This is a genomic window from Halovibrio sp. HP20-59, assembly GCF_033052795.2.
Taxonomy (GTDB): Bacteria; Pseudomonadota; Gammaproteobacteria; order Pseudomonadales; family Halomonadaceae; genus Vreelandella.
In genome coordinates this window covers 42649-66583 of the sequence record NZ_JAWJUW020000001.1, presented here as the reverse complement: position 1 = coordinate 66583, position 23935 = coordinate 42649, and the positions used below count along the sequence as shown (strand labels likewise).

The following is a 23935-nucleotide window of genomic DNA, read 5'->3' as shown; positions in this document are numbered from 1 at the left end:
TACAAAAACAGTAAGTGCCCACTACTTACAATCATTTAATTAAGCATAGCGTTGGCGCAGTACCTTGGCGGCTTCCACCATATTGGCTAGCGCTGGCTCTACTTCCGCCCACCCACGGGTTTTTAGGCCGCAGTCTGGGTTTACCCACAGCCTTTCGGCGGGGATTTTTTCCAGGGCTTTCTCCATCAAATCGACCATCCAGCTCACCTCGGGAATATTAGGGGTGTGGATATCGTAAACCCCCGGGCCGATTTCGTTGGGATAAGCGAAGTCCTGGAAGGCGTCCAGCAGCTGCATATCCGAGCGCGATGTTTCGATGGTGATCACATCGGCGTCAAGTGCTGCAATCGCACCGATGATATCGTTGAACTCCGAGTAGCACATATGGGTATGAATCTGAGTGGCATCGGCAACGCCTGCCGCGCTTAGTTGGAAGCTCTCTACCGCCCAGTCAAGATAAGCCTGCCACTCATTCTGGCGCAGCGGCAGTCCTTCGCGCAGCGCCGGTTCATCAATCTGCACAATTTTGATGCCGGCTTTTTCCAGATCGAGCACTTCATCGCGAAGCGCCAGGGCAATCTGGCGGCAGGTGGTTTCCCGCGGCTGGTCATCGCGCACAAACGACCACTGCAAAATGGTCACCGGCCCTGTGAGCATGCCTTTCATGGGTTTATCGGTCAGTGTCTGGGCGTATTGACTCCAGCGAACGGTCATCGGCGCAGGACGTGAAACATCACCAAAAATTACCGGTGGCTTCACACAGCGGGAACCGTAGCTCTGCACCCAGCCAAACCGGGTAAAGGCAAAGCCTTCAAGCTGCTCGCCAAAGTACTCCACCATGTCGTTGCGTTCGGCCTCGCCATGCACCGGCACATCAATACCCAACGCTTGTTGACGCTCGACGGCATAGGCGATCTCGGCCTGCATGCGGGCTTCGTAGTCGGCTTTGGTAAGCTCACCGGCTTTAAACGCACGCCGAGCAGCACGAATCTCATTGGTCTGCGGAAAAGAGCCAATGGTCGTCGTCGGAAACAGCGGCAGCTTGAGTGCCCGCCGCTGGGCTTCTGCACGCACGGGGTAAGGCGCTTGGCGCTGGCTATCGGCGGGGTTGATCGCCGCTAAACGCTCGCTGACCGCCGCTTGATGAATGCGCGCTGAATCTCGCCGAGCATCGAGTGCCCGCGTAGCCTCGTCCAAACGTTGCTCATCGGCGGGCGTGGCCTGGTTATCGATCAAGCGCGCCAAGGTCACCACTTCGCCAAGCTTCTGCCGCGCGAAGGCCAGCCAGCTAATTAACTCAGCCCCCAAATCCGTTTCCTGCTCCAAATCCACCGGCACATGGAGTAGTGAACAACTCGGTGCCAGCCAAAGCCGCTGGCCCAGGCGTACTTTTAATGGCAGCAAGCGTTCGCGTAGTGCTGCGAGGTCGGCCCGCCAGATATTACGACCATCAACGAAGCCAATGGATAGCACCTGATGCGGGCCAAGGCGGTCAATCACACTGTCTACCTGTTGCGGCGCGCGCACGGCATCAATGTGCAACCCCGCCACGGGCAAGCGGGTTGCCAGCGACAGGTTATCGCCCACCCCTCCGAAGTAAGTGGCAACTAACAGTTTCAGTGGCGCCGCCTGTAGGCGATGATAAGCTTGCTCGTAAGCTTGCTGCCATGCCAGCGGCAGGTCCTGCACCAGCGCCGGTTCGTCCAGCTGCACCCACTCGATACCCTGGGTGGCGAGCCGCGCTAATATTTCGCCATATACATTGAGCACACTGTCGAGCAGCGTTAGGCGGTCAAAGTCGCCACCCTTGGTTTTGCCTAACCATAGCCAGGTTAGCGGCCCGGTTAGCGTTACCTTGGGGGTAAAGCCTGCACGTAACGCTTCATCCACTTCGTCAAATAGGCGGTTGGAGGCCAGATTGAAGGTTTGCCCTTCGTGTAGCTCCGGGACGAGATAGTGGTAATTGGTATCGAAGTATTTGGTCATTTCACAGGCCGCGGCGGGTTCGCCGCTAGGCGCTCGGCCACGTGCCATCCGAAAAGCCGTGTCGAGGTCGATATCGCCACCCGCGACTTCAGCCTGGGCGTTAAAGCGGGCAGGCACCGCCCCTAGCGCCACCGACACGTTAAGCACTTGATCATAAAAAGCAAAATCGCCCACGCTAACAAAATCTAACCCAGCGTCCTGCTGGGCCTGCCAGTGGCGCAAACGCAGCTCACGACCGGTGCTTTCCAACTCGCTACGCGAGCACTCGCCTTTCCAGTAGGCTTCGGTGGCCTTTTTGAGCTCCCGCCGAGCGCCAATACGGGGATAGCCGAGAATATGAGAAACTGTCATGATGAACCCTACCAACGTGAATGATTTCGCACAGTCTGAGCACCACACCTCAGTGAATCAAACTAAAGTTTTTAATGTTTAAGATGAAAAATAATCACTATGGCCACAAGACGCTATGATTGAGCAATGTCATGATTGAACTACGCCACCTCCGTACGCTGCTGGCTTTGCGCGAAACTGGCTCGCTCGTCGACGCCGCTGAACGCGTTCATCTAACTCAGTCGGCGCTTTCTCATCAGCTTAAAGACCTTGAAAGCCGGGTCGATAGCCCGCTGTTTGTGCGGAAAACCCGCCCGGTGGAATTTACCCGCGCGGGGCTGCGGCTGCTCGAACTCGCCGACCAAATACTGCCCGAAGTACACCAGACAGAGCGTGACCTAGCGCGCTTAGCAGGTACCGAACAGGGTCGTCTGCATATGGCCATTGAGTGCCATAGTTGCTTCCAGTGGCTGATGCCCACTGTGGATTATTTTCGCGACCACTGGCCGGAGGTGGAAATTGATATTCCCAGCGGCCACCACTTCGACCCACTGCCGGCGCTTGCTCGTGAACAGCTCGACCTGGTGATCACCGCCGACCCTCAGCCCCTAGAGGGCATTCACTACGCACCGCTGTTTCGCTATGAGGGCTTACTGGCCGTCGCCCGACAGCACCCGTTTGCAGGCCGGGGCTTTATTGAACCCCAGGCACTCGCCGATGAAACCTTGATTACCTATCCCGTCGAACAGGCTCGGCTGGATATTTTTACCCAATTTTTGCAACCGGCGAATGTGCGCCCTAGGGAGATCCGCACCGCCGAATTGACCATTATGATGATGCAGCTAGTTGCCAGCGGGCGCGGTGTCTGTGCGCTGCCCAACTGGGCGCTCACCGAATACTTGGAACGCGCCTATGTTAGCGCGGTAAAACTGGGCGAGCAGGGGGTATGGAGCACGCTATATGCGGCGATTCGTGAAGAAACACGGGAAGCGCCGTGGATGCAGGATTTTTTACGCACCGCGCGAGAAACCTCTTTTGCGGTGCTGTCGGGGATTAGGCCAGCGGATCGCGACGCGGAACCAGCAGCGTAAAGCGCGCACCGCCCAAGTTGGGGCTGGTGTCGATAGTGACGCTGCCGCCGTGCCCAGCCATGATTTTCTGCACAATCGACAGCCCTAGCCCATAGCCGCCGGAGCTACGGGCGCGGCTGTCGTCCAGCCGGGCGAAGGGCTTAAAAATGTCGGCGCGCGCTTCCGGCGCAATACCGGGGCCGTCATCTTCGACATCAATACGCACTAAACTGGGCTCATCCCAGAGCTGAATCAGCACGCTGGATTCAGCATGGCGGCAGGCGTTACCGACTAGATTCTGCACCGCGCGCTGTAGATAGCGCGGCTCTGCCATCAGCTCAATTTCAGGGCCAGGGGCGAGCGATAGTGTTAAACCTTTATGCAGCGGCGAGAGCGTATCAATCACGCGCTCCGCCATGGCGCGACACTCTACCAACGAGGTGTCAAGCTCGGCACCATTCACCGATTCTCCGCCTAAGCGTGCATAGGTAAGGATTTCATCGACCAGATCGTCGAGTTCGGCAATATCGGCATCGATCCCCTGTAACTGGCGGCGGATGGCAGGCTGATCAGTCATGTCTTCGACCATCTGCACGGCAAACCGAATGCGCGCTACCGGGGTGCGTAACTCGTGGGACACCGCGCGGATCATCTCCTGCTGGCCGCGAAGCAGGCTCTGTACCTGATTGGCCATGCCGTTAAATGCCATGCCCAAGCGACCCAAGAAGTCTCCGCTCTCTACCTTTACACGGGTTTCCAAGCGGCCGCTGGCGATCCGCGTGGCAGCCAATTCCAGCCGTGCCATGCGAGCTTCAATGCTGCGCATGATCAAATAGATAATCAGGCTGAGAACAATCATCAGCCCCACTAATAGAGGCAGGTGTAAATTCGGTGGCAGCGTATCGCCACGGGAAATAGGGCCCGCTTGTAGCCACTCAGCTTCGCCCGGCAACTGATAGAGAAGCGTCACCGACAGTTGATCGGACAGCAGCCTTGTCACTACGCTGCCGCTAGTTAACTGTGCTTGCTGTGTCGCCGTTAGCTCAGCCGGTAACGCGTCGATTAGCTGCAGCGGCCAGCTACCTGGGCTTAACGCCGCTAGGCGACTTTCACGCTCGCCCTCTGGCTGATTAGCTAGCCAATCGCCCAGCAGTGCCACGCTACCGTGCCACTGATGTTCATTCCAGTCATTAAGCCTAGCTTGCAGCAACTGCGCCTCACCGGGCAGACGCTGCTGCAACAACCAAGGACTTTCAGTAACCAGGATTTTGCCTTTTTCCAAACGCTCCCGTTCAAAATAGCTAAGCTCAGCATCGCTAACCGGGATCAAAGTGAGCTGCAAGGCCAACCGTTCTGAAAAACGTTCAAGCAGTGGGCCACGCTCAGCCGCGGGTATATCGGCGAGCCGCTGGGTCATGAGCGACATGGGTAACGCGGCAAGCTGTTCGCGATAGTCTTCGCGACGCACCTGTTCAATAAAAGAGCGTCCAGCTAGGGCAATCACAAACACGACCAACAGCGCTAAGCCCAGCAACACATAAAAGCGTAAAAACGAGCCGCTACTGAGCACCCGCTGCATGAAGCCGCTCCTTTGAGTAATCAACTATCTTTGACGAAAAGATAACCCTTACTACGCACGGTTTTGATCCGATGGGGCTGATTGGGATCATCGCCGATTTTGGGTCGAATGCGTGATACGCGTACATCAATAGAGCGGTCCTGACCGTCGTATTTAATGCCCCGCAAGTCGCTGAATATCTCCTCGCGGGTAAGCACGCGCCCAGCATTGCGAGCCAACAGCCAGAGCAAATCAAATTCGGCGCTGGTTAAGTCGATTCGTTCACCCGAGAGTCGGGCTTCGCGGGTGGCGTTATCTATTTCCAGGTTTTCGAAACGCAACCGCATTTCGCCATTGGGTGCAGGTGCGTCGGCACGGCGCAGCAAAGCCCTCATCCGGGCTAGCAACACCCGTGGCTGAACAGGCTTTGGCACATAGTCATCGGCGCCCATTTCAAGACCCAAGACTTGGTCAAGGTCATCGGTGCGCGCGGTTAACATCATAATAGGCCCCGCAAAGTTGGGCCTTACTCGGCGACAAATCGATAAGCCGTCTTCGCCTGGTAGCATTAAATCTAAAATCACTAAATCAGGTTGTAGCGTCAAGATACGATCAACCCCTTTAGCCCCATTGGCTTCTAGCGTTACTTGAAAACCATTGGCTTCCAAATAATCTCGGGTGAGTTCGGCCAGACGCTGGTCATCCTCAATGATCAGGATATGATCTTGACCGGGATAATCAGGCATTACAGACTCTTGCGACTCAAGCGCCTGAAATTGCTGTTCCAAATGATCTACCATCCTTTGTGTACACTCCGCTTATAGGCCGTTTATCTTTTCATCCGCTCACCCCTTTACCAACGCAGATGACCTTTTGATGGTTCACAGGATAACCCAAAATGATCCAAACTCCCGCTTCTGTCGTTACCATTGCGAGCTGATGGGCAAATACGTTTCGCCTAATACTTGATTCTCGCACCAGCGAGAGCTAATGTGAAAGGGCTAACTGTCGACAATTTGACAGGAGGAACCTGCCATGGGAAATAGTAAAACCAAAAGTGTGATTAAACGTGTTTATGTTCCAACCCAGGTGCGCGACCTGCCCAACGGAGAAAAGTTAAAAATCCCCGGTCATTACAAGTCGCCACCTGACGAAGGCAATGACACAATTGAGTGACCAACACTCAAGTTGCCAAAAGGCAGGCCAATCGGCCTGCCTTTTTTGATTTAAACTTATAGTCAGTTATACCAGCGATTCGTTCACGAACAGAACTTATGGCTCGGGGAGACTCAACACCATCTCCCCTGCCTGTATTTCAATCGTTAAGAGGTTCAAAAAACTCATACCGAGCAGTACAGTATCTCGTTCCATATTAGGACTAATTGAGCCTTGAACATTGTGTGCTTTTAGGCCGCCTAGCGAAACCTCGTCTAGCTCGGTTAGCGATCCTTCAACTCGACCATTAGCGGTATTAAACCAAGCACTGCGGCCAGGTTCCAAGCCGAGTTCGCTTGCCAAATCGGCCGGTACCCCCACATAGGTGGCGCCCGTATCGAGTAAAAAAGTTACCGGCTTGCCGTTAATTCGCCCCGGCGCCTCAAAGTGCCCAGCACGGTTTCGCTGTAAAGTGACGGGCTCTCCTGCCGGCAGCGTATGCACCACATTGGCATTGGGGCGCATCATATCTTCAAGGCCTCCGTGTATCCACCAAGTGCCCACCGCTATTAACAATACCCAGAACAGCAGCATCATAAAAATACCGCCGCGCTGAGCAGCCGGTCTTGCCATGTGCGTTGCCATACTTCACCTCACTAAGGTAAGGGCGCTTAGCTAGGTATTATGTTGATTTTTTCCAGGATAGCGCGGCCTCCCGACCGCGGCTCTCATTGACCCCGGCACAAATCAACATCGCGATGGCAAACAGGCCAGCGCATAATAAAATGGATGCTTGCAAGCCCACCAGGGTTTGCAATAAGCCCAGCATCACAATGCCCAATACGCCCGCCAGCTTATTGGCTAACCCCCAGAAACCGAAAAACTCCGCCGATTTAGCCAAGGGGGAAAACAGGCCGACTAAGGCCCTGCTCGCCGACTGGCTGGAACCGAGACTAAGTCCTGCTAAGCAGCCGACCACCAGAAACACATATTGGGCTTGCCACTGTAGACCAAACTGCCTATTAAACCACTGGGTTAACTCTGGCGTCGCCCAGATCGCCATAATAGCCAGCACCCAAAGCGTCAGTGTCATCAAATAGGTACGCTTTGCGCCAAGTTTGTCCTGTAGCCAACCGAACCCCAACGCCCCAGCCGCAGCAGTGACCTGAACAATAATGAACATGATATTGCGCACGCTTTCATCCCAGCCAATCACTTGGGCGCCATAAATGAACGCAAAAGCAATAATGATGTAAACACCGGCCATTGAGAACAACAGCGATATTAAAAATACGCTCAAATCCTTGAAGTAGCGCAATTCATGTAACGTTTTGGTGATACGTGTTACGGCGATATGGCGATAGGAGACACCAAGGGGTTCGGGGGTACCCCGCTCTTTTAACCATAAAAAAGTAGGAATAGCGGTAATCAGGAAAAAACCGGCAGCGAAGGGGCCGACCCAGCGGATGCGATCAAAATTTTCAGCGCTGGCTTCACCGAGTACCACCAAGGTAAAGCCAGCTGCGAATAACCCGCCAATATAGCCTAACGCCCAGCCGAAGCCGGAGATTTTACCCAATGACGTTGGCGGCCCAAGTTCAGGCAAAAAAGCAGCAATAAACGACTCACCCATGGAGTAAGCGTAATTAGACAGGATAATCAATATCAGCCCAATCACGACATAGCCGGGCTCAACAAAGTAAAGCATTGCCGTGGTCACCACGGTCGCAAAGTAGCTAATCAGCAGAAAGCGCTTTTTCTCCGCCCGGTAATCCATCACGGCACCGCACAGCGGCGCGGTAATCACCACCATTAGATAACTAATCGCCAGGGCCAGGCTCCACAAAAAGTTAGCCAGTCGGAAGTTATCGCCCCGATCCCCCACAATGACGGTAGTAAAAAGCTCGCCAAATACCACGGTAATAATCAGTAGCGTGTAGGCCTGATTGGCAAAATCAAACATTGCCCAGCCGAATATTTCGCGACGCGACGCGTAGGTATCCGTTACTTCAACAGCGTTAGCAGCCAGCATTAGGGTTATCTCGCAGGGGAAGCCGTAAGTCCAGCAGGTGGCACCGTTAAGGCGCCATGGCCGGAATCGAGTAGAGATGTGACAACGCCCGGCATAAAGCCGGACGCCATGCTAGAAACATGCATTCTTACAGCAGCCAGTGAGCCGCAACAGCGGAGAGGCCAATGACGATGGCTGTTAACACTGTGACCGTTAGCACTCGGTCAAGCCAACGGTCAAAGCCAGCCCCTTTGGGCTGCCTTCGGGTTGCCCCATGCCGCTCTTGCCGTGCCATTAGCGACATCGCCTCATGTGTCATTGCTCCCATAACAAAACACTTAGTTGAGTTACATCAAGGCTAACTATTAATGCGCCGATTGACCACACTAGGGGCACGGCGCAGACGCTCTTCTTCACCCAATAGCTCAGCCTCGAAGGCGTCAGCGCCTACAGGCGTTTCACCATGACGACGATAAAGCTGCGTTAGCATGGCTTTGCGGTCTGCACGTAGCTCCTGGATTAGTACAAACACCATCATATACAAAATAAAAGTGAACGGCAGCGCCGACAGCACCGATGCCGACTGAAGGCCGGTTAAACCACCTGATGCAATTAGCGTTAGGCAGATAGCGGCAATTAGCACCCCCCAAATGACACGCTTATACAGCGGCGGATTGATCGACCCATTGTCGGTCATTTGCGCCACGATATACGAGGCTGAGTCAGCGGACGTGACCAGGAAAATAAAGATCAACATCATCGCGACAACCGACAGCGCGCCGGTAAAGGGCATCAACTCAAACATCTCAAACAATGCGACCGTTATATTATCCTGAGTCGCGGCGGCCAGGCCGATATCAGTGCCATTCAACTCCATGTGTAGCGCCGCGCCACCAAACACGCCAATCCACAAACAGGCCAGCAGGGGCGGTACGAACAGCACCCCGAACACATACTCCTTGATGGTACGGCCTCGCGATACCCGGGCAATAAAGGTACCGACAAAGGGCGACCAAGCAATCACCCAGGCCCAGTAGAAAATTGTCCAGCTACTGGCCCATTCGTTATCGCTATAGGGGGAAATGCGCAGGCTCATGCCGATAAAGTTTTGCAGGTAGTCACCAATACCCACTGTGATGGTTTCCAATATCGCCACGGTTGGGCCAGTAAACAGCACGTAAAGCATCAACCCAATACATAAAATCATATTGAGGTTGGAAAGCCGTTTAATGCCTTTATCCAAGCCCGACCAGGTGGATGCCATGTAGGCGCAGAACATCACGAACAGAATCACAAACTGCCAAAAGCCGTTCTCTGGCAGGCCAAACACGGCGTTTAAACCACCGTTCATCTGTAGCACGCCCAACCCAAGCGAGGTAGCGACGCCCATGACAGTAGCAACCACCGCAAACACATCCAGCCAGGAAGCATAGGGCCGAATTTTAGGATGCTTGGCCGTTATCGACGACAACACAGAAGAGACCAGCCCTGCTTGCCCTTTACGAAACTGGAAATAGGCAATGATCAAACCGACAATCGAGAAGGCCGCCCACTGGTGAATACCCCAGTTAAAGTAGCTGTATTGAATAGCGTAGCGGGCGGCCGCTTCGGTTTCGGCGGTTCTGTCGCCATAGGGTGGCGCGATAAAATGAAACATGGGTTCCGCCATGCCATAGAAGACCAGCCCAACACCAAAGCCTGCGGCTAACAGCATGCTAATCCACGAGAAAAACGTATAGTTGGGCCGACTGTCCTGGGGACCTAAGCGCACCTTGCCATATTTACTCAGTGCCAGACCAAACAGGAAAATCACAAATCCAAACACAGAAAACAGGTAAAACCAGCCAAACAACTCCGTAATAGTTGTTAGCGCCCCTTCTGCCACACGAGCAAATCCCACAGGAAATACTGCGCCAACAACCACCAAGCCGAAAATAATCACTACTGATGCAATGAAAACCGACTTGCCTCCATGATTTGCCATATAAACATCCTGTTAAATAAGCATTGCGCACTTAGACCGTGCTTGTACAACTCAGTACTCTAACAGTTGAAAAACTTAACCGCATTCTAGCTCGCGGATTGTCCCTTGATTATTTCCAGCGCCATCCGACATTGCTTCCCGCCTCAAAATTGAACTTGCGGCCACTTCCAGGTTCCAATCTTGGCGAATAACCGATGGAGGCTTTTATGCCACAGATGAATCGCGACCAACGCAATGCGGCATGGCAAGCGGCTAACCAATGGCGTGCCCGTGCAGCGAAGACCCAACCGACCGGCTTGGCGGGCAGTTTAAAGCTACTCTTCACGTGGTTAGCGTTTGGCGCACTAATGATAGTAGGCGTGGTACTTGGCCTATTTTTCTTATTAATCGGCTGGGCCATGATGCCGTTTGTGCGCCATAAAATGAAAAAGCGTATGGAACAGATGCGCGCTCAACAGGCGCAAGATATCGGCAGTGGCAACTCTCACGGGCACACGTCTACGCACAGCCGTCCAGGTCATCAGGACACTTTAGAAGGCAGCTATGAAGTTAAAGATGAACGTTAGTTAAGCAATTAGTCACTTTTTCACGCCACACTGTAAGCTCTGTATTTAGTTCTGTGCATCTAGTGTTGTGTCATTTATGACAGAGGCGGATACACCCAGGTAAATGCCGCGGCCAACGTTAGCGGCATTACCACCAAACTCCCCAGATTACCAATCAGTACCAGCGAAGCCACTTTCTGTGGTGCTAGCTGGTACTGCTCTGCGACCAAATAATTCAACACCGCAGGGGGCAGCGCTGCAAACACCAGCAGTACCGCCAACTGCAGCGCATTTAGCGGCAATAACCACATTAATGGCAAGGCAATCACTAATCCGGAAAGCGGGCAAAGCACCGCCCCCAACATACCTGTACGCCAATCGCTAAAATCAATCTCCAGTAGCCGCACCCCCAGCGCAAACAGCATCAGCGGAATACATACCCCACCCAGCATATGCATCGCCTCTAGCAGCCAACCAGGCAGCGGTAGCCCACTGATATTCACCGCTAAGCCTGCCAGACTCGCGAGTACAATGGGCATACGCAGCATTCGCCACAGCGAGGTGCGCGGGTTGAGCATGTAAAGCCCCACCGAAAAGTGCAGCAGCATTTCAACAATAAATACCACCACCGCCGCGGGCAGCGCCTCAGCACCAAACGCCAATACCAGCAGCGGCACGCCCATATTGCCGGCGTTATTGAACATCATCGGGGGAAGGAAAATTTTGCTATCCAGCTTTAACCACTTGGCCAGCGGCCACAACACCACCCCCGAGCCAAGCACTACCGCAATAGCCGCCATAGCAAGCCAGGCATATTCTGCCAACGGCGCTTGACGGTCGGCCAGCACAGCGAATACCAATAGCGGAACGAACAGCTCCATATTGAGCGTATTGAGACTGCGAATATCCGGCGTACGGTAGCGCCCATAGACAGCGCCACAACCGGCGATTAAAAACACCGGCAGTAGAGTAGCCAGAATATGTCCAATCATACGGGCCACCCTGCCCTATTCCTTGTTATCACTGTTTCTTCCTGATTAGCCGTCTGACTAGTGGTTATCAGCGCTGGAAGGCTCAAGAAAACGCTGCCAGAGCGCGGTGACGATATCGCGATGAGCACGGAACTCTTCACCCTCACCGCTGGCTTTTTCACCGGTGAGCGCCGCCCGATGAATGGCACTGCGATAAACCAGATAGGCTTCGCGCAGGCGCTCCGCCTCTTCATGGGGTAAGTGCCCCGCTTCAGTCAGCACCTCTAAAATACGAATATTATCGCTGTAGGTGAGTAGCGCTGGGGTTTGGTGAGCCAGCGCTAACACTGCGTATTGGCAGAGGAATTCGATATCGACCATACCGCCGGCATCGTGCTTTAAGTAAAAGTTGTCGCTGGTGGCTTTACTGCCCAAGTGATCGCGCATTTTATGGCGCATTTTAACCACCTCTTCGCGCAACGCGGCTTTATCGCGGTGGGCGCCTAGAATATCCCCTCGCAACTGTCTGAATTGCTCGGCTAGCGCCTCGCTGCCCGCCACCACACGTGCCCTTACCAAAGCTTGGTGCTCCCAGGTCCAGGCATTCTGGCGCTGATAGTCAGCAAAGGCTTTTAGAGAGGTCACCAACAGGCCAGAGTTACCCGATGGCCGCAGGCGCATATCGACCTCATAAAGACTACCCGCCGGTGTCACCGCCGTGAGCAGATGGATAATCCGCTGGCCTAACCGGGTAAAAAACAGCGGGGTATCGATAGGGCGCGGGCCGTCGGTTTCGTCCTTTCCGTCGCTATTGTGAATAAACACAAGATCCAAATCAGAGCTGTAACCCAGTTCAATCCCCCCCAGCTTGCCGTAGCCGACAATCAGAAACTCAGCTTCACGCGTGTTCAGCCCTTCAGGAACGCCATGCTTGCGGGTGATATGCTTCCACGCCATGGCTAATACCGCGTCTAAAATCACTTCCGCGATAAAGGTTAAGTAATCACTGACGTTCATCAAGTGGCGCGTCCCCGCCACATCCGACGCCGCCACGTGCAGCGTTTGGGCATGCTTGAACACCCGTAGCGCCTCAAGCTGCGCCTCTTCATCATCCTCCGGCAGGCGATTCAGCGTTTGCCGTAGCTCATCGGCTAGAAGCGCTTTATCGGCGGGGGTATACAGCGTTTCCGGGGTTAGCAGCTCATCAAGCAGGATGGGGTAACGCGCCAGCTGTTCGGCGATCCATGGGCTGGCGGCACACAGGTGCATTAAGTGCTCTAACGCTTGGGGATTTTCACGAAGCAGCGCCAGGTAGGCGGTGCGGCGCAGCACCGCTTCGATCAACGGCTGTACCCTGGCCAGCGCAACATCCGGCGCTTCGCTATCAGCCACCGCATCGAGCAATAGTGGCATCAACGCATCCAAGCGCTCAAAACCAATCCGCTGCATGCTCTGCACTTGACGTGAGTGGTAGAGACTATGCAGCCTTTTCAATGCTTTGTCAGGCTCGTTGAACCCCGCCTCGGCGAGGTGCGCGCTGGCTTCCTCCGGCTCTAATTCGCCGCGCCAAATAAGCCGCCAATGAGCCAAACCCAGCTGGTCGTCGTTGTTGGCCTCCTCGACATCCTCTTCGGGGTCGGCAATCACCGCGTCGAAGTGTTGACGCACCCGCTCGCGCACTTCATCCAACTGAGCGATTAACCCCGGCCAGTCTTCATGCCCCATGGCGAAGGCCACCCGTTCACGATTGTTATCATCGCTGGGCAGGGTTTGTGTTTGGCGGTCTTCCAGCGCTTGGAGTGCGTGCTCGACATCGCGTAAAAAGGCGTAATCGGGCAGCAGCTCATCAACGACTTCTTGCGGTAACAAGCCTAGCTCGGGCAAGCGTTTGAGCGCGGTTTTCAGGGAGGTAACCTGTAGCTCCGTATCACGGCCGCCACGAATCAGCTGAAACGCCTGCACCACGAATTCAACCTCGCGAATACCGCCAGGGCCGAGCTTGATATTGTTCTGCATGCCCTTGCGCTTCACTTCGCGATTGATCATTGCCTTCAATTCGCGCAGCGACTCAATGGCGCCAAAATCCAGATATTTGCGATACACAAAGGGCCGCAGCCCAGCCAGTAGCTCGTCGCCTGCGTCTCGGTCGCCCGCCACGGGGCGCGCTTTGAGCATCGCGTAACGCTCCCACTCACGGCCTTGATCCTGATAATAGCTGGAAAGCATGGCAAAGCATCCCACCAGCGGGCCGCCGTCACCCAATGGCCGCAAGCGCATGTCGACGCGGAAGGCGAAGCCGTCTGCGGTCATGGCATCCAGTGCGGCAATCAACTTTTGCCCCAGCTTAGTAAAATACTCCTGATGCTCTAAGGACTTACGGCCACCTTGGGTTTCGCCTTTTTCGGGGAAAGCAAAAATCAGGTCGATATCGGAGGAGAGATTCAACTCCCCCGCTCCCAGTTTACCCATACCCAAAATCACCAGACGTTGCGGCGAGCCGTCCTGGCGGGGGGCCGGCAAGCCCCAGCGCGGCGCGTAAAACTGTTCAAGCCATGTCAACGCTGCGTCTAAGCATAACTCGGCCAGCTCGGATACCGCATGCGCCGTGTCCCACATGCGATGCCCGGTAGGACGATTCAGGTCGCGCCAAATAATACCCAGCATACGCTTACGACGAAAACGCCGAATCGCCCGCTGCATAGCTTCCTCGTCTTCGGCGGGTTCAAGTAATTCATTCAGCCAACTGGCGAGCTCATCACGCTCTGGATGGGTGTCCAGTTCACCGCCAACATCCAGCTCGACCAGCCACTCGGGGTAACGCGCCAGGGTATCCAGCGCAAAGGTTGAAATGGCCAGTACCCGGGCAAGAGCCTCTCGCCGCGGCTTCGAAAGCGCCTGCCAGCTGCTGGAAGGCAATTCCTGCTGGGTCATTTCGGCAACATTGTCGGCCTGTTTTAGCGATTCGCTTAACCGCTCCCAAGCGGCTTGGGTCGCGGTTTGTAACGACGCTGGCAGCGCTGCCAACGGCAAAAAATTGTCGTTCACTTGCATAACCACCTCGCTACCAAGCGCCTCGCGCCGGGTTAAAAAATACGCCAGTTTACTATCAGCTTAGCTAAAGAATTTTTCCCAGCCTAATAGCCCCCAGGTAAGGCCCGCCATTATCAGCGACAGCATCACCGCCGCCGAACCAATATCCTTGGCACGCCCCGAAAGCTCATGATGCTCAGAACCAATGCGGTCGACCACGTTTTCTATCGCACTATTGAGAAGCTCTACTATCAGGACAAAAAACAGGCTGCTCACCAGCAGCAACCAACTGATAGGCCCCTCCCCGATCCACCAAGCAAGCGGTAACATCACCGCCGTAACGCCTACTTCCTGCCGAAAGGCTGCTTCGTTTCTAAACGCCGCTTTCAAGCCCTTCCATGAATAGCGCGTGGAGTGCACTAAATGCGTTAAGCCGGTATGCCCAGGTTTCATTCACGTTGCCTCAACTGGTGAGCGTAGAGTTGTTTCAGTTTGCTAATATCATCGCATCGAGATCCTGCGACAACGGATCTAACACCCCCGACCAGCTTAAATAGGGCGTGCTGCTATTGCCATTGACCATGACGCTAAACACTCCCCAGCGACCTTGCACGGTGCGGAAATAGCCTGCCGCGGCGCGTACTGAAAACGGCTGATTCAGCGTGCCGGTTTTTAACATGACATTGTTTTGAAACGTGGAAGACCCACGCCGGGTAAAACGCATCACGCCATTGGCAGGCGACTGGAAGGCCGCCACAAAACTCGGGAACAGCGCGCTTTGATGGAACATATTTTCCAGCATCACGTTAACGCCCTGGGCGGAGGTGCGGTTTTCAGTGGTGAGACCACTACCGCTATACAGCGTTAACGGGCCGTGGCCGGGTAAGCTTTGGGCATAGGCCTCAATGGCCTGGCCCGCCTGGCGTAGCTGCGCCTGGGGCGTCTCGACCAGATCCAGCGCCAGCACATCGGCCATGTAGTTATTGGAGTAGTTCATGATGCGCAGCAATAACTCCTGCAGCGGCTGACTATCCACAGCCGCCAGGCGTTGGGCACTGTTTGGTGGCTGCATTGAGCTTACCCGCCACGGTTCGCGCACCTGAATGCCGGCTTGATTGAGCATGCCCATCAAGACCTGTGCGGTGGTCTCGGCGGCATCGCCCGCACCGCGATAAACATCCCGGGCGCTGGCATTGGTGGAAATTTGTCCGGTTAAGCGCATCACATCGCCACGCGCATCGGTGATACGCTCAGCCCCGAGCTCGGTACCGCTGTTAGCAGGGCGAGTCGTCACTTGGTTATCAATGGTAATCGGCGACGCCTGGCTATCGCAAAGCCCTACCTGGGCAGGCGCCCCGGCTGCGCTGGCTGGCGCGACATTGACGCACCAACTACCAAAATTAACCCCTGCCGAGGAGAGCGGCGCGCTATAGGCGTTGGCAACCCGCGATAGGGCATCGCAGCGGTCGGTAGTGATGCAGTCTACCGGACCAAAGCGCCATTGGCTGATCACCAACGCGCCGTCAACTTCACGCACCCCCGCTAGATGTAACCGCTGCACGAGACGCCACAGGTTTTCAGTGGTCAGGCCCGGGTCACCGCCACCCTCAAACACCAAATCGCCGCGCAGCACACCATTATCAACACTCGCTGAGCTGACCAGCTGGCTGGTAAAGCGGTGCTGGGGGCCAAAACGATTCAGCGCTGCCGCAGCCAAGTAAGCTTTAGTGACCGAAGCGGGCGACAGCTGCCGCTCCGGGGTGATGCTGCCCAACAACGCGTTAGTATTCGAGTCGGCATTCAAAAGGCGCGCCTCGGCGCTAATCGAAAAGCCTTTATTTTGCAGTTGGCCCAGACGCGTAAAATCGGCGAACAAGCTGGTACTAGCACACAGCGCCAGCGTGGCTACACCGGTCGCCAGCGACCAACGCTGAAGACGCTTAACAGCCAAAAAACAACCCATTACAGTTCCTCAATGCACATTCATTTTAGAAAACACTTGCAGCATCACCACGCCAGCCACTATTAAGCTAATACCAATGACCGCAGGCAAGTCAGGTTTTTCGCCAAAGACAAAAATGCCTACCAAGGTCACCAATACAATGCCTAAACCCGCCCAAATCGCATAGGCAACTCCCACTGGCAAAGTACGCAGTACCAAACTGAGCAGGTAAAAGGCTAATCCATAGCCAACCACGACCACCACGCTGGGCAGCGGGCGGGTAAAACCCAACGAGGCTTTTAAGGCACTTGTGGCAATCACTTCGGCCACAATCGCCAGCACCAAATAAATAAACGTCATGTTCGCTCCAGATCAACACATAAACGCCACAGTGATTGGCCACTTTGCGCATACTTAGCCTCAAAGGGGGTCAAATAGTCGCCCTTAGGCGCAAACTCGCCCACCTTTGCCTGCTTGCCGGTCACCTGCGCCACCGCCAAGGCAAACTCTTCAACGTATATCGACCAGTTAGAGCGCAGCTCAAGATGCCCCCCGAGGGCCAGCAACATGGGTAAAACAGCATGCCCATGCCAACGCATTTTTAGGTGACCCGACTTGGGGTAAGGGTTTGGATAAAGTAGAAAGTGGTGCTCGGGCGCCCAACCAGCCTGGTAGGCCAAACGCCAAAAGTCGACGAGGTCGGCTCTCACCAGCAGCGCATTTTCCGGCAACTTGCCGTGGTCGCGCCCCAGGCGATCCTCGCTGCGATCAACCCCAATTACCGCATGTGCCGGGAACTGCGCTGCTAGTTGACGTGTCGATATGCCTACGCCACAGCCTGAATCAAGTACCAACGGCGCTCGACGACCTCCAAGCCACTCTGCCGCCAGGGCAAAGTTACGCTGCGTATGATCGGCGATCGGTTTACGCAGTGGATGCGCTAGCGCCCGGCTCACCCGACGTGCTAAATCCTGATGCGGACCTGGCTGATTTGAAACCACTGGTCGAGAATTATGCTGCATGCCATCTCTCGGCTGAAAATGCTGATTCTACCAGTCCCGAGCGCTTGCAGCATGACGCCATTGCGCGGCCGGTGCTATGATCACACTTGAAGACCGATTAGTGTACTCATTAAGCGCGTGGCAGTGGGTGAAAGATGCCCATTCACCATGCCAATAATTGTTATCACCACCACCGCACCACGAGGACCCCCGGCTTGTCACACTTACCGGTGATTGTCGGCATGGGCGGCATCAATCCCGCTGGCAGAACCTCTGGCCATCAGGCCTTCCGCCGCACCGTGCTTGATGCCCTTCCTGCTGACCAGCAACGCCAGACACTGGAAAGCTTAGCGGCGCTTATGCGCCTTGTTGAGCATTCAGAAAAAGGCTGGCACGACCGCTCAGGCCAGCCAATAGACGCTCCTGCCGAGTCGCTGCGCGAGCAGGTTCTTAACCACACCCTGATCCGCCGCAATGAAGACCCGCGGTTTCTCGAGCCCGGCTTGCCGTCTAACCGTCAGGCCAGTATGCAGCTGTCCGAGCCGCTACGCTTTACGCTGCGCCGCCGCCAACTGCCCGAGCACCTACCGGCGAGTTGGCAAGTACGCACTATCGACGCCCACGAGGTCGAGGTGAGCGTGCCCGCAGGGGTTCTTGAGGTACTGCTGCCCGACGCCCAGGTACCCAAGGTGCGCGCGGCGGCTCAGCTGCCCAGCGGTTTTGACCCAGCGAGCCTCTACCGCAGCATCCACCACCCCCGCGGACTAGCGCTGGCGGTGTTTGGCGCCAGCGACTGCTTAGGCGCCAGCGGGCTTTCTTGGGAAATGCTGCGCCAGCAGCTGAACCCGGATCATATTGCCGTCTACGCTGGCAATTCTATTGGCCAGCTGGACGACCAGGGTTGGGGTGGCTTATTGAAAAGCCTGGTGAGTGGTCAGCGCGCGACCTCCAAGCAAATGCCGCTGGGCTATGGTCAGATGCCCGCCGACTTTTTGAACGCCTATGTGCTGGGCAGCGTCGGTGGCACCGGCGCGGCCCTCGGCGCCTGCGCCAGCTTTCTTTATAATCTTCGCCTGGGCATTGACGACATTCGCGCCGGGCGCCGCCGCGTGGTGATGGTGGGCACCTCAGACGCTCCGATCACCCCGGAGATAATTGAGGGCTTCCGCGCCATGGGCGCGCTGGCCGACGATGCTGGACTGAAAGCGCTAGACGCCTTGGAGCTTCTCACCGACAGCGACTATCAGCGCGCCTGTCGTCCGTTTGCCCGCAACTGCGGCTTTACCATGGCAGAAGCCAGCCAGTTTGTGCTGTTGATGGACGACGCTTTAGCCATGGAGGTCGGCGCAGACATCCTTGGCGCGGTGCCTGATGTTTTCGTCAACGCCGACGGTTACAAGCGCTCGATCTCGGCGCCGGGGATTGGCAACTACATTACGCTGGGCAAAGCGGCCGCGCTGGTGCGCGATATGCTGGGTGAAAAAGCCTTGAAAGAGCGCAGTTTTTTGCACGCTCACGGTACCAGCACGCCCAAAAACCGTATTACCGAATCCCACGTGTTTGATGAAATTGCCCGCGCCAACGGCATCACCGACTGGCCCGTGGTGGCAATCAAAGCCTTTATCGGCCATTCACAAGGCACCGCAGCGGGTGACCAACTGGCGAGTGCTCTGGGTAGTTTCGCTCATGACCTGTTGCCGGGGATCCCCACCCTGGATGCATTGGCTAGCGATGTCTACGCCGAGCGTCTGCGCTTCTCGTCAACGGCCCAGACATTTCGCGCGGACGCGACGTTTCTGAATGCCAAAGGCTTCGGTGGCAACAACGCTACCGGAGTGGTGCTTTCCCCGGCGGTCACCGAACGCCTGCTGACCCAACGCCACGGTGCGGCGGCGGTGAATGCCTGGAAAGCGCGCCGAGAAGCTACCAGAGAAACGGCAGAAGCCTTCCTTGCTCAAGCCGATAAGGGCCACTACGCACCTCGCTACCAGTTTGGCGAGGCGGTACTCGAAGGCCCAGAACTCGACATCCACGCCGACAGGATTCATATCCCCGGTTACCACCAAGCTGTCTCGCTAACCAGCGATACCCCGTTTGGCCGTCTGGACGAGGAGACATAATGAACAGCGTCAAAAAGAATATCGCCGTTTACCCCGGCACATTCGATCCCATCACCAACGGCCATTTTGACCTGATTGAGCGCGGCGCGCGGATGTTCGACAAAGTGGTGATCGCGGTGGCGGCAAGCCCCGGCAAAAGCCCTAGCCTTGACCTGGATACGCGTATTGCTTTGGCGAAAGCGGCCTGCACGCCGCTGCCCAACGTTGAAGTGATCGGCTTCTCCACCCTGCTCACCACCATGATGCATGAACAAAGGGCGACAATCATTCTGCGTGGACTGCGCGCGGTGTCCGATTTTGAGTACGAGCTGCAGCTAGCCAATATGAACCGCGCGCAGAACCCAGAGCTGGAAAGTGTGTTCTTAACCCCGGCGGTGGAAAACTCATATATTTCCTCGACCATGGTGCGTGAAATTGCCAAGCTCGGCGGCGATATTTCTCCTTTGGTGCATCCACAGGTCGCCGAGGCGCTGCGTAAGCACTACACTAGCTAGCCAACCAACGCTATTGTTGAGTAAAACACTCGGGTAATGGATAACCTGGGTGCGAACGCCATCTGCGAGGTATGCCCATGGCCCTGATGATTACCGACGAGTGCATTAACTGCGACGTCTGCGAACCCGAATGTCCCAATGATGCTATCTCCCCCGGCGAGGAGATCTATGTCATTGATCCTAACCTATGCACCGAGTGCGTCGGTCACTATGACGAGCCCCAGTGCCAGCAGGTTTGCCCGGTGGACTGCATTCCACTTGACCCACAACGCCACGAAAGCCACGAACAGCTGATGAAGAAGTACCGCATCATCACTGCCGCCTAAATATAATGCGTATTTGGGCCCTAGCCTGGCCAATCATTTTATCTAACATCACCGTTCCGCTGCTCGGGTTGGTGGATACTGCCGTGGTCGGCCACCTACCCGATTCGCGCTATTTAGCCGGCGTTACCCTGGGTGCCACGCTGTTTAGCTTCCTTTATTGGGGCTTTGGCTTCTTGCGCATGGGCACCACGGGGCTAGTTGCCCAAGCCATGGGGCGCGAGAGCGACACAGACGTGCGCAACCTACTAGGGCAATCGCTGATCATGGCGCTGGTGATTGGTAGTCTGCTGATTGTGTTTGCCTCGCCACTGATTACGCTGGGTTTGTGGCTGTTAGATGGCAGTGAAGTAGCGACCGATTTAGCCCGTGAATACGCCTATATACGCCTCTGGTCAGCCCCGGCGGTCCTCGCCAACTACGCCATTTTGGGCTGGTTTTTGGGCCAACAGAATTCTCGCGTCACGCTGATGATTTTGCTGCTCACCAACAGCGTTAATATCGTGCTGGATTTATGGTTTGTAGTAGGCCTGGGAATGACCAGCAACGGCGTGGCCTGGGCAAGCGTAATCGCTGACTACAGTGCGCTAGCGTTTGGTAGCTACCTGGTACTACGCCAGCTAACCCGACTGGAGGGCCATTTTTTGCGCGAGCGTTTACTGGCACTCGCGGCTTACACGGCCCTTTTTAACGTCAACGCCAACCTCTTCGTGCGTACCCTCGGCCTGCTATTTGCTATGGCATTCTTTACCGCCCAAGGCGCCCGTCAGGGCGACACAGTACTCGCTGCTAACGCCGTGTTGCTGCAATTCATTATGCTGACCAGCTACGCCTTGGATGGCTTCGCCCATGCCGCGGAGTCGTTGATAGGGCGCGCTTATGGACGCCAGGACTGGCAAGAATTTGCTGCCACAGTACGCGCCGCTGCGCATTTTTCTTTCTGGACTGCGGGCGCTTCAGCCGTGCTGTTTGCACTAGGCGGCAATGGCCTTATTGCACTGCTCACCGGCCTTGAAGAAGTCCGTGCGACAGCGGCGCAGTACCTCCCTTGGATGGTAGCCATGCCGCTGATCGCGGTATGGAGCTACCTACTTGATGGGGTATTTATTGGCACTACCGCCGTGCGTGAAATGCGCAACAGCATCTTTATCGGCCTTGCTGTCTACCTGCCCACCTGGTGGATTACCCAGGGGCTCGGCAACCATGGGCTGTGGCTGGCGTTTATGTTGTTTATGCTAGTTCGCTCGGCGGTACTGATCTACTACTATCGTCTTTACTACTATCGTTTTCACTGGCTCCGCCGCTACCGTTAACGCCCTGGCGCTAGAGCAACCACCATCATGGCGTGTGGCTAATATGAAACTTAGTAGGCAGCTTCAACGTGAAAATTTCCGCACTCCCCCGTATATTAGCCATACCATTGACGTTGTATAGGCACTTGCATAGCCAATTGCTAATAAATAGCCACTTGCTAATAATTAATAACGAGAGGGCATCCCATGCTTAAAATGATCTCAAAACCAGCGGTCAAACTGGTGGAGCGCTATCTACCCGACCCGTATATTTTCGTGCTATTGCTGACGTTAATTGCCGCAGTCGCCGCCATCGCCATTGAGCGTCAATCACCACTGGCGGTGCTGCGCTTCTGGGGCGATGGCTTCTGGGGTTTGTTAACGTTCTCAATGCAGATGCTGCTGGTGTTGGTGACCGGTTTTATGCTGGCAAGCTCGCCGCCGGTAAAGCGCATACTGCAGAAAATCGCCAGTACCGCCAAAACGCCCGGCGGCGCTATCATCCTCGTCACGCTAGTCTCCTTGGCGGCTAGCTGGATTAACTGGGGCTTTGGTCTGGTGGTCGGCGCGCTGTTTGCTAAAGAGCTGGCCCGGCTGATCCGCGTTGACTACCGGCTGCTGGTCGCCAGCGCCTACTCTGGCTTTGTGGTTTGGCATGGCGGTTTAGCCGGTTCAATACCGCTGACCATCGCCACAGAGGGGCACTTTACCGCCGACCAGATTGGCGTCATCGGCACTGGCTCAACGATTTTCGCCTTTTTTAACCTCGCTATTGTGGTCTGCCTGTTTATCTCTATCCCGCTGGTAAACCGCATGATGCTGCCGGATGAAAAAGACAGTGTTTACGTCGACCCTAAAGTACTCGACGACGCTCCCGAGGCGGTCGGGCGCATCTCCCGCCCGGCTGAGCGCCTTGAAAACAGCGTGTCTCTCGCCCTGCTTGTTGGGGTGCCGGGCCTGCTTTTTTTACTCGATCACTTTTTGCTACGCGGCGGCGGCTTGAACCTAAACGTGGTTAATTTCCTGTTTCTGTTTTTAGCCATTGTGCTGCACCGCACCCCACGTAATTTGCTCAACAGCCTGAACGAAGCGATTAAAGGCGGCGCGGGGATCGTCATTCAGTTTCCGTTTTATGCCGGCATTATGGCGATTATGGTGGAATCCGGGCTGGCAGAAAGCCTCTCCGAGTCATTAGTCTCCTTTGCCACCGCAGGCACACTGCCGTTTTGGTCATTTATCAGCGCGGGGATAGTGAACCTCTTTGTGCCTTCCGGCGGTGGCCAATGGGCTGTGCAAGCACCGGTGATGCTACCCGCCGCTGAAGCGCTGGGGGCCGATATTACCCGCATCGCCATGGCGGTTGCCTGGGGCGATGCCTGGACTAACCTGCTGCAGCCTTTTTGGGCGTTACCGGTACTCGCCATTGCCGGACTGAAGGCGAAAGATATTATGGGCTTTTGTCTCATTCAGCTGTTTATTACCGGCATTATCATCTCAATCGGTTTGACGTGGTTCTAAACCCATTGGGCGCAGCCCACCCACCCGGCTGGGTGGGCTGTTACGCATAAGGAGCACTATATGTCAGAGACTGGAATCGGCGAGAACACGGCATTCCCAGGGCAACACGAACTTTCGATGACCGTGCTGATGACGCCCGACATGGCCAATTTCAGTGGCAAAGTGCACGGTGGCGCCATTCTTAAAAAGCTCGATGAAGTCGCCTTTGCCTGTGCCAGCCGCTATTCGGGCCACTATGTGGTGACGCTGTCGGTGGATCAGGTGTTGTTTAAACAGCCGATTCACGTTGGGGAGCTGGTGACCTTTTTAGCCAGCGTCAACCACGTCGGCCGCTCGTCAATGGAGATTGGGATTAAGGTCGTCGCTGAAGATATTCGCAATAAGCTGATACGCCACACCAATAGCTGTTACCTCACCATGGTCGCAGTGGACACTGACGGCAAACCCGCCAGTGTACCGCCGCTCAGCTTGGCAACCCCCTTGCAGAAGCTACGCTTTGAAAAGGCGGCACTGCGCAAAAAATTACGCAAACAGGCGGAAAGAGAGGAACTGCTGACCCAGCAGCAGCATCAGTCCCAAACCCACTAAGACCCAACGGCAAGGAG

Annotated in this window: 22 protein-coding genes; 9 read left to right on the top strand and 13 right to left on the bottom strand. The window is 55.5% G+C overall.

The genetic code is table 11. From position 1 onward, the window contains the following. Positions 1–39 precede the first annotated feature (39 nt). A complete protein-coding gene (gene metE, locus RZA33_RS00330; RefSeq protein WP_317505859.1) occupies positions 40–2337 on the bottom strand; it encodes a 5-methyltetrahydropteroyltriglutamate--homocysteine S-methyltransferase in 2298 nt (765 codons plus the stop codon). Between the two features lie 131 nt (positions 2338–2468). Here metE and RZA33_RS00325 point away from each other — a divergent pair, with 131 nt between their 5' ends. Next, a complete protein-coding gene (locus tag RZA33_RS00325; protein WP_317505858.1) occupies positions 2469–3407 on the top strand; it encodes a LysR family transcriptional regulator in 939 nt (312 codons plus the stop codon). Here RZA33_RS00325 and RZA33_RS00320 read toward each other — a convergent pair. Together RZA33_RS00320 and RZA33_RS00315 are read right to left on the bottom strand one after the other, a co-directional pair. After that, on the bottom strand, positions 3370–4965 hold the full coding sequence (locus tag RZA33_RS00320) for an ATP-binding protein (protein WP_317505857.1): 1596 nt from the start codon (positions 4963–4965) through the stop codon (positions 3370–3372). The two genes, RZA33_RS00325 and RZA33_RS00320, sit on opposite strands and share 38 nt — an antisense overlap. Before the next feature lie 20 nt (positions 4966–4985). Then, positions 4986–5744, bottom strand: a complete 759-nt coding sequence (locus tag RZA33_RS00315) for a winged helix-turn-helix domain-containing protein (RefSeq protein ID WP_317505856.1) — start codon at positions 5742–5744, stop codon at positions 4986–4988. Between the two features lie 235 nt (positions 5745–5979). Between RZA33_RS00315 and RZA33_RS00310 the strand changes: the two genes are divergently transcribed. Beyond that, positions 5980–6120, top strand: coding sequence for a hypothetical protein (locus RZA33_RS00310; protein WP_317505855.1), 141 nt, complete (start codon positions 5980–5982; stop codon positions 6118–6120). A gap of 96 nt (positions 6121–6216) precedes the next feature. Here RZA33_RS00310 and RZA33_RS00305 read toward each other — a convergent pair whose 3' ends face one another. The 4 genes from RZA33_RS00305 to RZA33_RS00290 all read right to left on the bottom strand — a co-directional run bounded on the left by RZA33_RS00305 (position 6217) and on the right by RZA33_RS00290 (position 10094). After that, entirely contained in the window at positions 6217–6744 is a 528-nt protein-coding gene (locus tag RZA33_RS00305; RefSeq protein WP_317505854.1) for a retropepsin-like aspartic protease, read from the bottom strand. Between the two features lie 37 nt (positions 6745–6781). After that, positions 6782–8131, bottom strand: coding sequence for an MFS transporter (locus RZA33_RS00300; RefSeq protein ID WP_317505853.1), 1350 nt, complete (start codon positions 8129–8131; stop codon positions 6782–6784). A gap of 127 nt (positions 8132–8258) precedes the next feature. After that, positions 8259–8438 carry a hypothetical protein gene (locus tag RZA33_RS00295; RefSeq protein ID WP_317505852.1) on the bottom strand — a complete coding sequence of 60 codons (180 nt, stop codon included), beginning with the start codon at positions 8436–8438 and terminating at the stop codon, positions 8259–8261. Between the two features lie 30 nt (positions 8439–8468). Beyond that, positions 8469–10094 (bottom strand): BCCT family transporter, encoded by a 1626-nt coding sequence (locus RZA33_RS00290; RefSeq protein WP_317505851.1) that lies wholly within the window; start codon positions 10092–10094, stop codon positions 8469–8471. A 206-nt stretch (positions 10095–10300) separates the two neighbouring features. On the opposite strand from RZA33_RS00290, the gene RZA33_RS00285 reads away from it, so the two are divergent. Beyond that, positions 10301–10660, top strand: coding sequence for a hypothetical protein (locus tag RZA33_RS00285; RefSeq protein ID WP_317505850.1), 360 nt, complete (start codon positions 10301–10303; stop codon positions 10658–10660). 74 nt (positions 10661–10734) lie between these two features. On the opposite strand, the gene RZA33_RS00280 is transcribed toward RZA33_RS00285, so the two are convergent. From RZA33_RS00280 to trmB, 6 genes are read right to left on the bottom strand one after another with little or no spacing between them, the layout of a single operon-like run. After that, positions 10735–11631: an AEC family transporter gene (locus RZA33_RS00280; RefSeq protein ID WP_317505849.1), complete on the bottom strand. Its 897-nt coding sequence runs from the start codon at positions 11629–11631 to the stop codon at positions 10735–10737. Between the two features lie 57 nt (positions 11632–11688). Then, the gene (glnE, locus tag RZA33_RS00275; protein ID WP_317505848.1) at positions 11689–14661 is read right to left on the bottom strand and encodes a bifunctional [glutamate--ammonia ligase]-adenylyl-L-tyrosine phosphorylase/[glutamate--ammonia-ligase] adenylyltransferase; all 2973 of its coding nucleotides are present in this window, start codon (positions 14659–14661) and stop codon (positions 11689–11691) included. A gap of 60 nt (positions 14662–14721) precedes the next feature. Continuing rightward, positions 14722–15093, bottom strand: coding sequence for a diacylglycerol kinase (locus tag RZA33_RS00270; RefSeq protein WP_317505847.1), 372 nt, complete (start codon positions 15091–15093; stop codon positions 14722–14724). 34 nt (positions 15094–15127) lie between these two features. After that, complete coding sequence (dacB, locus tag RZA33_RS00265; RefSeq protein ID WP_317505846.1) at positions 15128–16603, bottom strand: D-alanyl-D-alanine carboxypeptidase/D-alanyl-D-alanine-endopeptidase; 1476 nt, start codon at positions 16601–16603, stop codon at positions 15128–15130. Positions 16604–16612: 9 nt separating this feature from the next. Further along, positions 16613–16942 (bottom strand): multidrug efflux SMR transporter, encoded by a 330-nt coding sequence (locus RZA33_RS00260; RefSeq protein ID WP_317505845.1) that lies wholly within the window; start codon positions 16940–16942, stop codon positions 16613–16615. Continuing rightward, a complete protein-coding gene (trmB, locus tag RZA33_RS00255; protein WP_317505844.1) occupies positions 16939–17604 on the bottom strand; it encodes a tRNA (guanine(46)-N(7))-methyltransferase TrmB in 666 nt (221 codons plus the stop codon). Before trmB ends, RZA33_RS00260 begins: the two co-directional genes overlap by 4 nt. Before the next feature lie 221 nt (positions 17605–17825). Between trmB and RZA33_RS00250 the strand changes: the two genes are divergently transcribed. From RZA33_RS00250 to RZA33_RS00225, 6 genes are all read left to right on the top strand, one after another. Beyond that, complete coding sequence (locus RZA33_RS00250) at positions 17826–19703, top strand: beta-ketoacyl synthase (RefSeq protein WP_317506203.1); 1878 nt, start codon at positions 17826–17828, stop codon at positions 19701–19703. Next, on the top strand, positions 19703–20197 hold the full coding sequence (gene coaD, locus RZA33_RS00245; RefSeq protein WP_317505843.1) for a pantetheine-phosphate adenylyltransferase: 495 nt from the start codon (positions 19703–19705) through the stop codon (positions 20195–20197). The genes RZA33_RS00250 and coaD overlap by 1 nt, the downstream gene beginning before the upstream one ends. 77 nt (positions 20198–20274) lie before the next feature. Further along, a complete protein-coding gene (locus RZA33_RS00240) occupies positions 20275–20523 on the top strand; it encodes a YfhL family 4Fe-4S dicluster ferredoxin (protein ID WP_317505842.1) in 249 nt (82 codons plus the stop codon). Positions 20524–20528: 5 nt separating this feature from the next. Next, positions 20529–21833 carry an MATE family efflux transporter gene (locus RZA33_RS00235; RefSeq protein ID WP_317505841.1) on the top strand — a complete coding sequence of 435 codons (1305 nt, stop codon included), beginning with the start codon at positions 20529–20531 and terminating at the stop codon, positions 21831–21833. A gap of 186 nt (positions 21834–22019) precedes the next feature. Next, the gene (locus tag RZA33_RS00230) at positions 22020–23330 is read left to right on the top strand and encodes a short-chain fatty acid transporter (RefSeq protein ID WP_317505840.1); all 1311 of its coding nucleotides are present in this window, start codon (positions 22020–22022) and stop codon (positions 23328–23330) included. A 60-nt stretch (positions 23331–23390) separates the two neighbouring features. Beyond that, on the top strand, positions 23391–23918 hold the full coding sequence (locus RZA33_RS00225; protein ID WP_317505839.1) for an acyl-CoA thioesterase: 528 nt from the start codon (positions 23391–23393) through the stop codon (positions 23916–23918). Positions 23919–23935 lie beyond the last annotated feature (17 nt).

Bases quoted from the DNA above. Each gene is read 5' to 3' on its own strand.
- RZA33_RS00225 (WP_317505839.1), top strand. From the start codon at position 23,391: ATGTCAGAGACTGGAATCGGCGAGAACACGGCATTCCCAGGGCAACAC.
- RZA33_RS00325 (WP_317505858.1), top strand. From the start codon at position 2,469: ATGATTGAACTACGCCACCTCCGTACGCTGCTGGCTTTGCGCGAAACT.
- RZA33_RS00230 (WP_317505840.1), top strand. From the start codon at position 22,020: ATGCTTAAAATGATCTCAAAACCAGCGGTCAAACTGGTGGAGCGCTAT.
- RZA33_RS00260 (WP_317505845.1), bottom strand. From the start codon at position 16,942: ATGACGTTTATTTATTTGGTGCTGGCGATTGTGGCCGAAGTGATTGCC.
- RZA33_RS00250 (WP_317506203.1), top strand. From the start codon at position 17,826: ATGGGCGGCATCAATCCCGCTGGCAGAACCTCTGGCCATCAGGCCTTC.
- RZA33_RS00320 (WP_317505857.1), bottom strand. From the start codon at position 4,965: ATGCAGCGGGTGCTCAGTAGCGGCTCGTTTTTACGCTTTTATGTGTTG.
- RZA33_RS00310 (WP_317505855.1), top strand. From the start codon at position 5,980: ATGGGAAATAGTAAAACCAAAAGTGTGATTAAACGTGTTTATGTTCCA.
- RZA33_RS00280 (WP_317505849.1), bottom strand. From the start codon at position 11,631: ATGATTGGACATATTCTGGCTACTCTACTGCCGGTGTTTTTAATCGCC.
- RZA33_RS00300 (WP_317505853.1), bottom strand. From the start codon at position 8,131: ATGCTGGCTGCTAACGCTGTTGAAGTAACGGATACCTACGCGTCGCGT.
- trmB (WP_317505844.1), bottom strand. From the start codon at position 17,604: ATGCAGCATAATTCTCGACCAGTGGTTTCAAATCAGCCAGGTCCGCAT.
- RZA33_RS00270 (WP_317505847.1), bottom strand. From the start codon at position 15,093: ATGAAACCTGGGCATACCGGCTTAACGCATTTAGTGCACTCCACGCGC.
- RZA33_RS00285 (WP_317505850.1), top strand. From the start codon at position 10,301: ATGCCACAGATGAATCGCGACCAACGCAATGCGGCATGGCAAGCGGCT.
- RZA33_RS00305 (WP_317505854.1), bottom strand. From the start codon at position 6,744: ATGGCAACGCACATGGCAAGACCGGCTGCTCAGCGCGGCGGTATTTTT.
- coaD (WP_317505843.1), top strand. From the start codon at position 19,703: ATGAACAGCGTCAAAAAGAATATCGCCGTTTACCCCGGCACATTCGAT.
- RZA33_RS00235 (WP_317505841.1), top strand. From the start codon at position 20,529: ATGCGTATTTGGGCCCTAGCCTGGCCAATCATTTTATCTAACATCACC.
- RZA33_RS00290 (WP_317505851.1), bottom strand. From the start codon at position 10,094: ATGGCAAATCATGGAGGCAAGTCGGTTTTCATTGCATCAGTAGTGATT.
- glnE (WP_317505848.1), bottom strand. From the start codon at position 14,661: ATGCAAGTGAACGACAATTTTTTGCCGTTGGCAGCGCTGCCAGCGTCG.
- RZA33_RS00240 (WP_317505842.1), top strand. From the start codon at position 20,275: ATGGCCCTGATGATTACCGACGAGTGCATTAACTGCGACGTCTGCGAA.
- RZA33_RS00315 (WP_317505856.1), bottom strand. From the start codon at position 5,744: ATGGTAGATCATTTGGAACAGCAATTTCAGGCGCTTGAGTCGCAAGAG.
- dacB (WP_317505846.1), bottom strand. From the start codon at position 16,603: ATGGGTTGTTTTTTGGCTGTTAAGCGTCTTCAGCGTTGGTCGCTGGCG.
- metE (WP_317505859.1), bottom strand. From the start codon at position 2,337: ATGACAGTTTCTCATATTCTCGGCTATCCCCGTATTGGCGCTCGGCGG.
- RZA33_RS00295 (WP_317505852.1), bottom strand. From the start codon at position 8,438: ATGGGAGCAATGACACATGAGGCGATGTCGCTAATGGCACGGCAAGAG.